11 protein-coding genes are annotated in these 13327 nt (G+C 71.8%); 10 read left to right on the top strand and 1 reads right to left on the bottom strand.

Annotation, left to right across the window (positions count from 1 at the left end):
- Nucleotides 1-122 precede the first annotated feature (122 nt).
- The 3 genes from ACIPJY_RS02780 (at nt 123) to mshC (ending at nt 3601) form a co-directional block, all read left to right on the top strand.
- Nucleotides 123-1451 (top strand): M20/M25/M40 family metallo-hydrolase, encoded by a 1329-nt coding sequence (locus ACIPJY_RS02780; RefSeq protein ID WP_400459722.1) that lies wholly within the window; start codon nt 123-125, stop codon nt 1449-1451.
- An 84-nt stretch (nt 1452-1535) separates the two neighbouring features.
- On the top strand, nt 1536-2363 hold the full coding sequence (locus ACIPJY_RS02775) for an undecaprenyl-diphosphate phosphatase (protein WP_400459725.1): 828 nt from the start codon (nt 1536-1538) through the stop codon (nt 2361-2363).
- Nucleotides 2360-3601, top strand: a complete 1242-nt coding sequence (mshC, locus tag ACIPJY_RS02770) for a cysteine--1-D-myo-inosityl 2-amino-2-deoxy-alpha-D-glucopyranoside ligase (protein WP_400459727.1) — start codon at nt 2360-2362, stop codon at nt 3599-3601. The genes ACIPJY_RS02775 and mshC overlap by 4 nt, the downstream gene beginning before the upstream one ends.
- Nucleotides 3602-3866: 265 nt before the next feature.
- On the opposite strand, the gene ACIPJY_RS02765 is transcribed toward mshC, so the two are convergent.
- The gene (locus tag ACIPJY_RS02765; protein ID WP_400459730.1) at nt 3867-4799 is read right to left on the bottom strand and encodes a PAC2 family protein; all 933 of its coding nucleotides are present in this window, start codon (nt 4797-4799) and stop codon (nt 3867-3869) included.
- A 138-nt stretch (nt 4800-4937) separates the two neighbouring features.
- Here ACIPJY_RS02765 and ACIPJY_RS02760 point away from each other — a divergent pair, with 138 nt between their 5' ends.
- The 7 genes from ACIPJY_RS02760 to ACIPJY_RS02730 all read left to right on the top strand — a co-directional run bounded on the left by ACIPJY_RS02760 (nt 4938) and on the right by ACIPJY_RS02730 (nt 13323).
- The gene (locus tag ACIPJY_RS02760; RefSeq protein ID WP_400459732.1) at nt 4938-5651 is read left to right on the top strand and encodes an HAD family hydrolase; all 714 of its coding nucleotides are present in this window, start codon (nt 4938-4940) and stop codon (nt 5649-5651) included.
- Nucleotides 5648-6745, top strand: a complete 1098-nt coding sequence (locus ACIPJY_RS02755) for a tRNA (adenine-N1)-methyltransferase (RefSeq protein WP_400459735.1) — start codon at nt 5648-5650, stop codon at nt 6743-6745. Before ACIPJY_RS02760 ends, ACIPJY_RS02755 begins: the two co-directional genes overlap by 4 nt.
- Before the next feature lie 43 nt (nt 6746-6788).
- Nucleotides 6789-7694 (top strand): FKBP-type peptidyl-prolyl cis-trans isomerase, encoded by a 906-nt coding sequence (locus ACIPJY_RS02750; protein ID WP_400459738.1) that lies wholly within the window; start codon nt 6789-6791, stop codon nt 7692-7694.
- A gap of 9 nt (nt 7695-7703) precedes the next feature.
- Entirely contained in the window at nt 7704-8723 is a 1020-nt protein-coding gene (locus ACIPJY_RS02745; protein ID WP_400459741.1) for a helix-turn-helix transcriptional regulator, read from the top strand.
- Nucleotides 8716-9684: a helix-turn-helix transcriptional regulator gene (locus tag ACIPJY_RS02740; RefSeq protein WP_400459744.1), complete on the top strand. Its 969-nt coding sequence runs from the start codon at nt 8716-8718 to the stop codon at nt 9682-9684. Before ACIPJY_RS02745 ends, ACIPJY_RS02740 begins: the two co-directional genes overlap by 8 nt.
- 376 nt (nt 9685-10060) lie before the next feature.
- The gene (tatC, locus tag ACIPJY_RS02735) at nt 10061-10882 is read left to right on the top strand and encodes a twin-arginine translocase subunit TatC (protein WP_400459747.1); all 822 of its coding nucleotides are present in this window, start codon (nt 10061-10063) and stop codon (nt 10880-10882) included.
- On the top strand, nt 10879-13323 hold the full coding sequence (locus ACIPJY_RS02730; protein ID WP_400459750.1) for a DEAD/DEAH box helicase: 2445 nt from the start codon (nt 10879-10881) through the stop codon (nt 13321-13323). The genes tatC and ACIPJY_RS02730 overlap by 4 nt, the downstream gene beginning before the upstream one ends.
- The last annotated feature ends 4 nt before the right edge of the window (nt 13324-13327 follow it).

Raw genomic sequence — 13327 nt, 5'->3', positions numbered from 1 at the left:
TTGCTGCCGGAGAAGACATTAGCACGGCTCTGAACGGCTGCTGAACACGGGCGTGCATCCCGGGCGCGTCCCGCGGCGTCACGAGGAACAGGGGCGTCGGGGGCGGCCGGTAGCGTGGGGGCATGACGGATCCCCAGGGCACCACGACGGCCACCGACAGCGAGCTCGAGGCCACCGCGTCGATCGCCAGGGACCTCATCCGGATCGACACGACGAACTGGGGCGACGGCAAGTCCCGCGGCGAGACCGAAGCCGCGCACTACGTCGAGGCGAAGCTCCGCGACCTCGGGTTCGCCCCGCAGCTGTTCGAGTCCGAACCGGACCGCGTCAGTGTCGTCGCACGCATCCCGGGGCGTGACCGGACGAAGCCGGCGCTCGTGGTGCACGGGCACCTCGACGTCGTGCCGGCCGACCCCGCGAACTGGAGCGTCGACCCCTTCGGCGGCGAGGTCCGGGACGGCATGCTCTGGGGCCGCGGCGCCGTGGACATGAAGAACATGGACGCGATGATGCTCACCGCGCTCGGGGACGTCGTCGCCGCGCAGGGGGCACCCGAGCGGGATCTCGTGATCGCCTACTTCGCGGACGAGGAAGCCGGGGGAGTCCTCGGCTCGCACCACGTCGTGTCGAACCACCCCGAGGTCTTCGACGGCGCGACGGCCGCCATCAGCGAGGTCGGGGGCTACTCGATCACCCTCGGTGACCGGCGCGCGTACCTGCTGCAGACGGGCGAGAAGGCCCTGATGTGGATCAAGCTCGTCGCGACGGGGACGGCCGCGCACGGCTCGCACGTGATCAAGGACAACGCCGTGACCAAGCTCGCCGCCGCGGTCGCCCGCATCGGCAGCGAGGAATGGCCGGTCCGGCTCTCGGCCACGACCGACGCGATGGTGTCCGAGATCGCCCGGTTCCTCGGCGTCGACCCCGCGGTGACCGGCCCGGACGAGGTCGCCCTCGCCACCGGCTCCGCGGCGCGCTTCATCCACGCCGCACTCCACACCACGACGAACCCGACGGTGCTGCAGGCCGGGTACAAGCACAACGTCATCCCCGACTCCGCCGAGGCGCTCATCGACATCCGGTGCCTCCCCGGGGACGAGGAATCGGTGCTCGAGCGCGTGCGGGAACTCGCCGGCGACGACGTCGAGGTCGTGATGTCCTTCCGCGACATCGGCCTCGAGCAGGACTTCGGCGGCCCGCTGGTCGACGCCGTGCGGGACGTCCTCGGCCGACACGACCCCGGCGCTCCGGTGCTGCCGTACCTGCTGTCCGGCGGGACCGACAACAAGGCGCTGTCGACGCTCGGGATCGCGGGCTACGGCTTCGTCCCGCTGCAGCTGCCGGCCGGTGTGGACTTCCCGGCGATGTTCCACGGCGTCGACGAGCGCGTGCCGCTCGACTCGCTGGCGTTCGGGCGGCGTGTGCTCGGCGACCTCCTGGGTTCGTACTGACATACTGGCTGGTCGCCGGGATCAGGTCACAGCCGAACCGGGCGACGACCGACACGACCGACGCCGACCCGAAAGGCCGCGCCAGTGCACATCCTCGAGGCCATCTTCCTCGGCTTCGTGCAGGGACTCACCGAGTTCCTGCCCGTCTCCTCCAGCGCGCACCTGCGCATCGTGGGCCTGTTCCTGCCGGACGCGCAGGACCCGGGCGCGGCCTTCACCGCCGTGACCCAGCTCGGCACCGAGACCGCCGTGCTCATCTACTTCTGGAGTGACATCACCCGGATCGTGCGGCGCTGGTTCCAGTCGCTCTCCGGCCGGGTCCCGCGGAACGACCCGGACGCCCGTCTCGGGTGGCTGGTCATCCTCGGCACGATCCCGATCGGAGTGGTCGGGCTCCTGTTGCAGGACACCATCGAGACCACCTTCCGCTCACTGTGGATCGTCGCGATCGTCCTCATCGGGTTCGGCATCGTGCTCGGCGTGCTCGACCGCGTCGGCCGCAAGGAGCGCCGCATCGAGCACATGACGTTCGGCGGCGGGATCCTGATCGGCCTCGCGCAGGTCCTGGCGCTCGTCCCCGGCGTCTCCCGGTCCGGGGCGACCGTCTCGATGGGTCTGGCGCTCGGGTACACGCGCGCCGCCGCAGCCCGGTTCGCGTTCCTCCTGGCGGTCCCCGCGGTGTTCCTCTCCGGCCTGTACGAGGCGGCGACGTCGCTCGGGGACACCGGGGCGCCGTTCGGTGTCGTCGACACGGCCATCGCCACGGTGGTCGCGTTCGGCGTCGGCTTCGTCGTGATCGCGGCGTTCATGAACTACATCAGCAAGCGCAGCTTCATGCCCTTCGTCTACTACCGGGTGGCACTCGGTATCGTTCTCATCGTGTTGCTGTCGCTCGGAGTGATCCAGCCGTGAGGGCCTGGGAGGCCCCAGACGTCCCCGAGGTCCCCGGGAACGCCCCGCGTCCGGTCGTGCACGGCACGGCCGCGGGCAGACCGGTGGACCCGACCCGCGGCGAGGACCGCGCCGCGCTCTACGTCTGCGGCATCACGCCGTACGACGCCACGCACCTCGGCCACGCGGCGACGTACCTGGCGTTCGACACCCTCGGACGGGCCTGGCGCGACGCCGGCCTCGACGTCGAGTACGCGCAGAACACCACCGACGTGGACGACCCGTTGCTCGAGCGCGCGGCACGCGACGGCGTCGACTGGCGGGACCTCGCGGCGTCGCAGATCGACCTGTTCCGCCGTGACATGGAGTCGCTCCGCATCCTGCCCCCGGACGACTTCGTCGCCGTCACGGACGAGGTCGAGCGCATCGCCGAGGCGGTCGCGTTCCTGCAGGAGACCGGCTACGCCTACACCGTGCCGACGCCGGACAGCCCCGGCGACGACGTCTACTTCGACGTGCAGCGCCCGACCGAGGCCTGGGTGCTCGGCGACGAGAGCGGGCTCGACCGTGACACCATGCTCGCGCTGTCCGCCGAGCGCGGCGGCGACCCGGACCGTGCCGGCAAGCGCGACCCGCTCGACCCGCTGCTCTGGCGTGCCGTCCGCGACGGCGAGCCGAGCTGGGCGTCGCCCGTCGGCGAGGGGCGACCCGGCTGGCACATCGAGTGCAGCGTCATCGCGGGGGACCGCCTCGGCCTGCCGATCAGCGTGCAGGGCGGCGGCAGCGACCTGGTCTTCCCGCACCACGAGATGAGTGCGGGGCACGCCGCCGCCCTGGCGCACCAGCCGCTCGCGAACGCCTACGTGCACACCGGGATGATCGCGTACCAGGGCGAGAAGATCTCGAAGTCCCTCGGGAACCTCGTCACGGTGCGCGGACTGCTCGACGACGGCGCCGATCCGCGGGCGATCCGGCTCGCGCTGCTCTCGCACCGGTACTCGGACGACTGGGAGTGGTTCGACGCCGAGCTCGCGAGCGCGGTGCGTCGGCTCGGCACCTGGGACGCCTGGGCGGCCGGCGGCGCGGGACACGCCGACGACGCGGCGGACGTCGCGACCCGGATCCGGGCCCGCGTGGCGGACGACCTCGACACGCCCGGCGCGGTCGCCGCGGTCGACACCGCCATCGCCGGCGGGACGCGCAGCACGCCGGAGCTCGTCGACCTCGTCGACGCGCTCCTCGGCATCCGCATCGGCTGACCCGGCGCGGCTCGTCCCGTCGAACGCGTCCCCCCGAACGTGTCCCGCGTCCGTCGCGTCCGGTCCAGGTTTCAGAATTCTGGCATCTCGGGATGCCGGACCGGCCATCGTGGGAACCCGGGTGGACCTGAGCGGCGAGTCGTGAAACCTCGAGCCGGCTACCAGACCACGCGACCACGGGACGGACGGGAGGCCCGGTGCCAGCTGGCACCGGGCCTCCCGTCCGTTGGTGGCACCGTCGAGGACGCGCGCCGAGCGCGGGGCGCTACTGCGGCGGCTGCGGGGGCCGCCACGGGCCCTCGCCCGCCTGGCCGGGCCCGTCCTTGCCGTCCTTGCGCTCGCGCCGGCGGAGGTACTGCTCGAACTCCTGCGCGATGGCGTCACCGGACGCCTCGGGGGAGTCGACGGTGTCGCGCGCCTGCTCGAGCTGCCCGATGTAGGACGCCATGTCCTCGTCGTCGGCAGCGAGGGCGTCGATGCCCTCCTCCCACTGCGTCGCGTCGTCGAGGAGCGTGCCCCGGGGGACGGTGACGTCGGTGAGCTCCTCCATCTTGTCGAGGAGGGACAGCGTGGCCTTCGGCGAGGGCGCGTTGTGCACGTAGTGCGGGACCGAGGCCCAGAGCGAGAGCGTGGTGAGCCCGGCCTTGTCCATCGTGTCGGAGAGCACGCCGAGGATGCCCGTCGGGCCCTCGTACGAGGACTTGTCGACGTCGAACGCCTGGCGCACCGAGGCGTTCTCGCTCGACACGAAGACGGAGATCGGCCGGGTGTGCGGGACGTCGGCGAGCATCGCGCCGACGAAGACGACCGCGTCGATGGAGTACACGTCCGCGAGGTCGATGATCTCGGCGCAGAACGCCCGCCACGTGCGGGACGGCTCCGGGCCGACGAGCACGAACACGTCGCGCTCCGCCGGGGAGCCGGCGGCGCCGATCACCGGACGGCCGAGCTCGCCGGGGCCGTGCAGCACGATGCGCGGCCACTGGATGCCACGGACGCCGTTGTCGTCGCTCCCGACGTTCGGCCGGTTGAACTGGTAGTCGACGTACCGCTCCCCGTCGATCTCCCGCAGCTCGTCGAGGCCGAGCGCGTCGACGATCCGCCGCGCGAGGCCACTTGCGGCCTCACCGGCGTCGTTCCAGCCCTCGAACGCGACGACCAGGAGCCGGCCGTCGTTGAAGGGGGAGTGCTGTGGCACGGAGCGGACCTCCTGGTGATGGAGTGGAGCGGGGCGGTGCGGGGTACGAACTGTCCACAACCGACCGGACACGATCAGGCATCCACTGTAGGCCCCTCGGGCGGGTCCGCTCCGCGTGCGCCGGTAGACTCGTCGCCCGTGACCGCGCATCTTCCCGCCCTCGTCCAGCCCGCAGCCGTGCTGTGGGACATGGACGGCACGATCATCGACACCGAGCCGATCTGGCAGCAGTCCCAAGTGGAGCTGACCGAGCGGTACGGCGCCGAGTGGACCCACGAGGACGGGTTGTCCCTGGTGGGCAGCGGCCTCGAGCGCTCGGGGGAGATCCTGCGCGACAAGGGCGTCGACATGGAGGTCGAGGAGATCGTCCAGTGGATGACCTCCTACGTGATGGACCGGCTGTCCCACGGGGACCTGCCGTGGCGTCCGGGTGCGCGCGAACTCGTCGAGGAACTGAACGCCCGCGGCATCCCGACCGCGCTCGTCACGATGTCCCGTCGCCGCATGGCCATGGTCGCCGCGGACGCCCTCGCGGACCGCGGCTTCCAGGTGGTCGTCGCCGGTGACGACGTCGAGCACCCGAAGCCCCACCCCGAGGCGTACCTGACGGCCGCCGCGCACCTCGGTGTCGATGCGACCGCCTGCGTCGCGATCGAGGACTCGGCCACCGGCGTCGCCGCGGCGGTCGCATCGGGCGCCGTCACGATCGCCGTCGAGCACATCGTGCCGCTGTCGGAGACCGCCGGGGACGTCTACCTGACGTCGCTGGCCGGTGTCGACGTCGACCGCATGGTCGAGCTCACCTCGCCCGCGCTGGCGGCCCGCCGGACCTCCGAGAGGAACGCACGATGACCGCCGAACTGCCGAAGGACAGCGCAGCGCCGCTCGATGCCGAACTGCCGCACACCGCCGGCGGCGCGCCGCACACCCCGCCCCGCGGCCCGTTCCGCGCCGGCGACCGGGTCCAGCTCACCGGCCCCAAGGGCAAGCTCACGACGCTCTCCCTCGAGCCGGGCGTGATCTACCACACGCACCGAGGCATGCTCGCCCACGACGACGTCATCGGGCAGCCCGACGGGTCCGTGATCACGGCGAGCTCCGGGGACGAGTACCTCGCGCTCCGCCCGCTGCTCAACGACTACGTGATGTCGATGCCCAGGGGCGCAGCGATCGTCTACCCCAAGGACGCCGCACAGATCGTCGCGTTCGCCGACGTCTTCCCCGGCGCCCGCGTGGTCGAGGCCGGCGTCGGCTCCGGTGCGCTCTCGCTCTGGCTGCTCCGCGCCATCGGTCCGACCGGGCGTCTGCAGTCCTTCGAGCGGCGCGACGAGTTCGCCGAGATCGCCCGCGGCAACGTCGGCACGTTCCTCGGCGCCGTCCCGGACAACTGGAGCGTGACGGTGGGCGACCTGGTCGAGGAGCTCCCGGGCGCGACCGAACCGCAGAGCATCGACCGCGTGGTGCTCGACATGCTCGCGCCGTGGGAGTGCGTCGACGCCGCAGCGGACGCCCTCGTGCCCGGCGGCCTCATCGTCTGCTACGTCGCCACGGTGACGCAGCTGAGCCGCACCGCCGAGGCCCTGCGCGACACCGGGCGCTTCACCGACCCGCAGTCGAGCGAGACGCTCGTGCGCACCTGGCACGTCGAGGGGCTGGCCGTGCGACCCGACCACCGCATGGTCGGACACACCGGGTTCCTCGTCACCGCACGCCGTCTGGCGGACGGTGTGGTGCTCCCGAACCTGAAGCGTCGCGCAGGCAAGGCCGAGTTCTCCGACGAGGACGTCGAGGCCTGGACCCCCGGTGCCGTCGGCGAACGGTCCGCCAGCGACAAGAAGCTCCGCAAGGTCGCGCGCCAGGCAGCAGCCCAGGCGCGGAAGGTCGCCGCCGCCGAGGCCCTCGACGCCACCGCTTCCCCGGCCGGTCCTGATCACGCCGACCGGTAGGCTACGTCAGTCGCTCGTCCTGCATCGAACGGAAAGAGGGTCCGTGCGCACCATCCCCGCACTCCTGGTCACCATCGGACTGGTCGCGTCGCTGACCGCGTGCGCGTCGAGCGGAGCCGGCAGCACGCCCTCCAGCTGCGATGCTCCCGGTGCCGCCTCGGAAGCCGTCACCGCCACCGGTGCGTTCGGCAAGGAGCCGAAGGTGTCCGTGCCGAGCGGCCTCACCGTGAAGGGCACGCAGGTCTCCACCCTCAAGCAGGGCGACGGGCGACGCATCGACGACGGCACCCCCGTGCTCATCGAGTACACGCTCGTCGACGGCTCGACCGGCAAGGTCGCGCAGACGAGCGGGTACGCGGGAGCGACCTCCCCGATCACCGCCGGTTCGACGAACGCCGGCGCCCTCGGCGAGGCCCTCGAGTGCGCCAACGTCGGCGACCGCCTCGCCGTCGCCCTGCCGCAGAGCGCCCTCAGCGGTGGCAGCGTCTCGACGAAGAAGGCCGAGTCCGCGGTGATCGCCGTGATCGACGTGAAGAAGGCGTTCGACGCCCGCGCGACCGGCACCCCGCAGCTGGCCGGCGACGGCATGCCCGCCGTCGTGCTGGCTCCCGACGGCGCGCCCGGCATCACGGTGCCGACGAAGGCCGCGCCGTCCTCGAACGAGACACACCTGCTCCGCAAGGGTTCCGGGTCGGTGCTCACCGCCAAGGACACCGCGATCATCAAGTACACCGCCGTGACGTGGGGCACCGACTCCACCGTGGCGGGGTCCAGCTGGACCGACGGCACCGGTGCGCAGACCGTGCCGCTCGCCAAGGGCCAGGTCGACGACGGCATCCGCACCGCGCTGCTCGGCCGGAAGGTCGGCGACCAGGTGCTCGCGATCGTCCACCAGCAGGGTGCCGCCTACGCGTACGTCATCGACGTGCTCGGCTCGGTCACGTCCTAGAATCGCCTCGTGCCGACGACCCGTGTGCCCCGCGTACCGGCGGAAGAACGCCTGTTCAGCCTCGTGCTCGCGCTGCTGTCGACCGAGTCGGGACTGACCAAGTCCGAGATCCTCGCCAACGTCCAGGGCTACCGCCAGCGGTTCACGACCGGCGGTGACAACGCCTCGCTCGAGCGCCAGTTCGAGCGGGACAAGGACGACGTCCGCGAGCTCGGGATCCCGCTCGAGACGATCGAGACCCCTGGGGCGGCCGGCAACAACCAGACGCTCCGCTACCGGATCCCGAAGGGCGAGTACGACCTGCCCCTCGACGTCCGGTTCACGCCGGACGAGTCCGCGCTCCTGTCCCTCGCCGCGATGGCGTGGCGCGAGGGCGCGCTCTCCTCGGACTCCCGACGCGCGCTGCTCAAGGTGCGTTCCGCGGGAGACGACGACGCCGCCGGGGTGGCCGGGATGACGGCGTACGCGCCGCGCCTCCGCGCCCGGGACGCCGCCTTCGAACCGCTCCGTGCGGCCCTCGACCGCGCCGCAGCCGTGCGCTTCGACTACATCACGCCGGGGGAGCACGAGCCCCGTCGCCGCACGCTCGAACCGCTGGCGCTCGTGCAGCACGGCGGCCGCTGGATGCTCGCCGCCCACGAGCCGTCGACCGGCGGCGAGAAGAACTACCTGCTGTCCCGGATCGTCGGACCGGTGTCGCAGTTCGAGTCCGGGCAGCACCCGGCTCCGGCGGGCGCGGGGGAGCGTGCCCTCGCGGAGCTCGACCGGATCTGGTCGTCGCGCACCGCCACGATCGCCGTCGAGCCGGGGTCGGACGCCGAACGGCGCCTCGGTCGTCGGCGGGACACCACCGTGGGTGACGACGGCGTGCTCGTCCTGCACTACGTCGACCCGCAGATCCTCGCCGAGGAACTCGCGGCCTTCGGGCCGGAGGTCCGCGTCCTCGAACCCACCGAGGTCCGCGACCGCGTGGTCGCCCGGCTCGAGGGCCTCGTGGCCGACCACAGCGAAGGGGTGCTCCGTGGCTGACGCGCAACCGCTGCAGGCACAGGACAAGCTCGCGTTCCTGCTGGCACTGGTGCCGTACCTGATCGACCGGGAGCGCGTCTCCGTGGCCGAGGCGGCGCGCCACTTCAGCGTGCCGGAGACCCGGATCCGCCGTGCGGTCGAGCTCATCGCGGTGTCCGGCATCCCCGGCGAGACGATGCAGTACCAGCACGGCGACCTGTTCGACATCGCCTGGGACGACTTCGAGCAGAACGACATGATCGTGCTGACGAACCTCGTCGCGATCGACGACTCACCGCGGCTCTCCGCGCGCGAGGCCTCGGCGCTCATCGCCGGCCTGCAGTACCTCTCCGCGCTGCCGGAGGCCGCCGACCGCGACGCGATCCGGGCGCTGATGGCGAAACTGTCCCGCGGTGCCGGTGGCGCCGCGGCGAACGTCGCCGTCGGGCAGGAGCTCCACGACGCCGCGCTGACGACCATCCGACGGGCGATGTCCGAGGGGCGCGGGCTCGTGTTCGGCTACGCCGGACCGCGGACCCAGGGCAGCACGCGTCGCGTCGACCCGCTCCGCGTCGAGTCGATCGACACCGACTGGTACCTCCGCGCGTGGGACCTGGACCGCTCGGCACTGCGGACCTTCCGACTCGACCGGATGTCCGGCGTCCAGGTGGACGACCGCGTGGCGACGCACTCCACCGACGACGTCGACATCCCGGACACGCTCTTCCAGCAGACCCCGGAGGACGTCATCGTGACCCTGGAGCTCGACGCGTCGTCGCTGCCCCTGGTCGCGGACTTCCTGGCGGACACCGCCGACGCGCCGGACGCCGACGGTCGCGTGCGCATCCGGCTCGCGGCGTCCGCGGGCTTCGACGGCGTGGTGCGGCTCGTGGCGGGCCTGCCCGGTCGCGCCGTCGTGCTCGACCCGCCGGCCGCGCGCGACGCGGTCCGCGCCTTCGCGGCGGCGGCGCTCGCGCGCTGACGCCCGGCGGGCGCGCGGCAGGTCCGGACCCCGGCGAGCGGCGCCGCCCTGTGCGTGAGACGCCGCTCTGCGCCCGAGACACCGCCGAATCCGGCGGCGCCTCGGCAGGCGAGCGGCGCCTCGGCGGGGGAGCGGCGCCTCGGCAGGCGAGCGGCGCCTCGGCAGGTGCGGTACCAGCGTGCGCACCCACCGGACGGGAGGCCGGGGTCGGGCTGGCACCGGGCCTCCCGTCCGGCCGTGGTCCGGACCGCGGCGCGCACGTGACGGGCCGTGGTCCGGCGTCACGTTCACCCGCCACTCACCCTCGGCGGCGCGTCCGCTGTGCGTTCGCATGCACCGCCACCGTCTGTCGGTCCCGACACCGTAAGATCGACGCATGGCTTCGACGACCGCGCGCGGGCGAGAGAAGCGGCAGGGTCGCCGTCCCAACGAACCCGAAGGCCGCATGTCCCTCGGGCAACACCTGATCGAACTGCGCAACCGCCTGTTCAAGGCAGTCCTCGCGGTGCTCCTCGGTGCGGTCGGTGGCTGGTTCCTGACGCCGTTCGTCCTCGACTCGCTGCGCGCCCCGGTGTCCGAACTCGCGAAGGTCGGCGGGCACACCGCCGAGCTGAACTTCCCGATGATCACGGGGGCGTTCGACCTCCGGCTGCAGATCGCGATCACGATCGGCATCGTCATCGCGAGCCCGGTGTGGCTCTACCAGATCTGGGCGTTCATCGTCCCGGCGCTCGTGCGGCGCGAGAAGCAGTACGTCTGGGGCTTCCTCGGCACCGCGATCCCGCTGTTCTTCGCCGGGTGCTACTTCGGCTGGTACGTCCTGCCGCACATCGTCGGGATCCTCGGCAGCTTCGTGTCGAGCCAGGACACGTCGATCGTCGACGCGAAGGCCTACTACGACTTCACGATCAAGCTCATCGTGGCGGTCGGCATCGCGTTCGTGCTCCCGGTGTTCCTGGTGCTGCTCAACTTCGTCGGGGTGCTGACGGCCAAGGCGATCATCAAGTCGTGGCGCGTCGCGATCCTCTGCATCCTGGTCTTCTGCGCGATCGTCACGCCGAGCGCCGACGTCATCTCGATGTTCCTCCTCGCCGTCCCGATGACGGTCCTGTACGTGGCTGCATGCGTCGTGACGTGGTTCCACGACCGCCGGCTCGCGAAGCGCCAGGCCAGGCTCGACGCCGAGTACGGGCTGTGACGGACACGGGGCTGAGCGCTGCGGAACGGTTCCAGGCGGCCCGCGTGCGCAACCGCTCGCGCAACCTCGAGCTGTTCCGCGCCGACCTCCGGTTCGACCTGGACCCGTTCCAGTTCGCGGCGTGCGACGCCCTCGACCAGGGCCGGAGCGTCCTCGTCGCGGCGCCGACCGGCGCCGGCAAGACGATCATCGCCGAGTTCGCGATCTGGCTCGCGATGCGCCAGCCGACCGCGAAGGTGTTCTACACGACGCCGATGAAGGCGTTGAGCAACCAGAAGTACGCCGAACTGGTCGAGGCCTACGGTGAGTCCGAGGTCGGGCTGCTCACCGGCGACACCAACGTGAACCCCCGTGCCCGCGTCGTCGTGATGACGACCGAGGTGCTCCGCAACATGATCTACGCGGACTCGGACCTGCTGGACGACCTGGCGTGGGTCGTCCTCGACGAGGTGCACTACCTGGCGGACCGCTTCCGCGGCGCCGTGTGGGAAGAGGTGATCCTGCACCTGCCGACCGAGGTCCGCCTGGTCTCGCTCTCCGCCACCGTCTCCAACGCCGAGGAGTTCGGCGACTGGTTGCAGACCGTCCGCGGCGAGACCGACGTCATCGTGTCAGAGGACCGCCCGGTCCCGCTCGAGCAGCACGTCCTGGTCGGCAACAAGATGGTCGACCTGTTCGACTCGTCCGGTGCCGCCGCGACGAACCGGGTGAACCCCGAACTCCTCCGCCTGGTCGGCGGCGGCGCGCGGAACGACAGCCGCGGCGGACACCGCGGGCGTCGCGGCCGGGGCGGGTACGTCGACCGTCGTGGTCCGCGCACCGAGAAGCTGCACCGCGAGCACATCGCACGGATGCTCGACGAGCGGATGCTCCTCCCCGCGATCTTCTTCGTGTTCAGCCGCAACGGCTGTGACCAGGGCGTCCGGCAGGTCCTCCGCTCCGGCGTCTCCCTCACCACGCGCGAGGAACGCAACGAGATCCGCGAGACCGCGGAGTACCACTGCCGCACCCTGCTCGACGAGGACCTCGCCGTCCTGGGCTACTGGGAGTGGCTCGAGGGTCTCGAGCGCGGGGTCGCGGCGCACCACGCCGGGCTCCTGCCCGCCTTCAAGGAGGTCGTCGAGGACCTCTTCCAGCGCAAGCTCCTCAAGGTCGTGTTCGCGACGGAGACCCTGGCGCTCGGGGTGAACATGCCGGCCCGCACGGTGGTGCTCGAGAAGCTCGAGAAGTTCAACGGCGAGGCCCGCGTGCCGATCACGCCGGGGGAGTACACCCAGCTGACGGGTCGTGCCGGGCGCCGTGGGATCGACGTCGAGGGCCACTCGGTGATCCAGTGGTCGGACGGCCTCGAGCCGCAGGCCGTCGCATCGCTGGCGAGCCGTCGGACGTACCCGCTGAACTCCTCGTTCAAGCCGACGTACAACATGGCCGTGAACCTCATCGAGCAGTTCGGGCGACAGCGCACCCGCGAGGTCCTGGAGACCTCGTTCGCGCAGTTCCAGGCGGACCGCTCGGTCGTCGACCTGGCGCGCAAGGTCCGGTCGCAGCAGGAGTCCCTCGACGGCTACCAGCAGTCGATGCAGTGCCACCTCGGTGACTTCACCGAGTACGCGGCCCTCCGTCGGCGCTTGTCCGACCTGGAGCGCACGAACGTCCCCGGCGGCCGCGAGGCCTCGCACGGTGCCCGCGCTGAACGCCAGGCCTCCATCACCGAGGTCCGCCGCGCCCTGCAGCGGCACCCCTGCCACGCGTGCCCGGACCGCGAGGCCCACGCCCGCTGGGCCGAGCGCTGGTACAAGCTCAAGCGCGTCAACGACAAGCTCGTCCAGCAGATCCGCTCCAGGACGGGCGCCGTCGCGACGACCTTCGACCGGGTCACCGACGTGCTCGTGCAGCTCGGCTACCTCGTCCCGTCCGAGCAGGAAGGCGAGCTCACGGTCGCCGCGGGCGGTCGTCGCCTGCAGCGGATCTACGGCGAGCGGGACCTGCTGGTGGCGGAGTGCCTCGAGGCCGGCGTCTGGAAGGACCTCACCCCGGGGCAGCTCGCCGCGATGGCAGCGACGATCGTCTACCAGCCCCGCCGCGAGGACGCACCCGGCACCGAGCACGCCCTGCCGCGCGGCGCGTTCCGACCGGCCCTCGACGAGACCCTGACGATCTGGTCACGCCTGGACGACGTCGAGCGGGACGCCCGGCTCGCCGGCTCACAGCCGCCGACCCCCGCGATCGCGCTCGGGATGTTCCGCTGGGCATCCGGCTCCGCGCTGGACGACGTGCTGCGCGCGCTCGACCTGGCGGCCGGCGACTTCGTCCGCTGGTCGAAGCAGGTCATCGACCTCCTCGACCAGATCAAGAACGCCGGCGACCCCGAGCTCGCCGAGACCGCCCGACGTGCGACGGACGCGGTCCGCCGCGGCATCGTCGCGTACGCGACGGTCTGACGGG

Source organism: Curtobacterium sp. NPDC090223, from assembly GCF_044746585.1.
GTDB lineage: Bacteria > Actinomycetota > Actinomycetes > Actinomycetales > Microbacteriaceae > Curtobacterium.
Note: the sequence above shows the minus strand (reverse complement) of the source record. Positions and strands in the feature narration are given on the sequence as shown.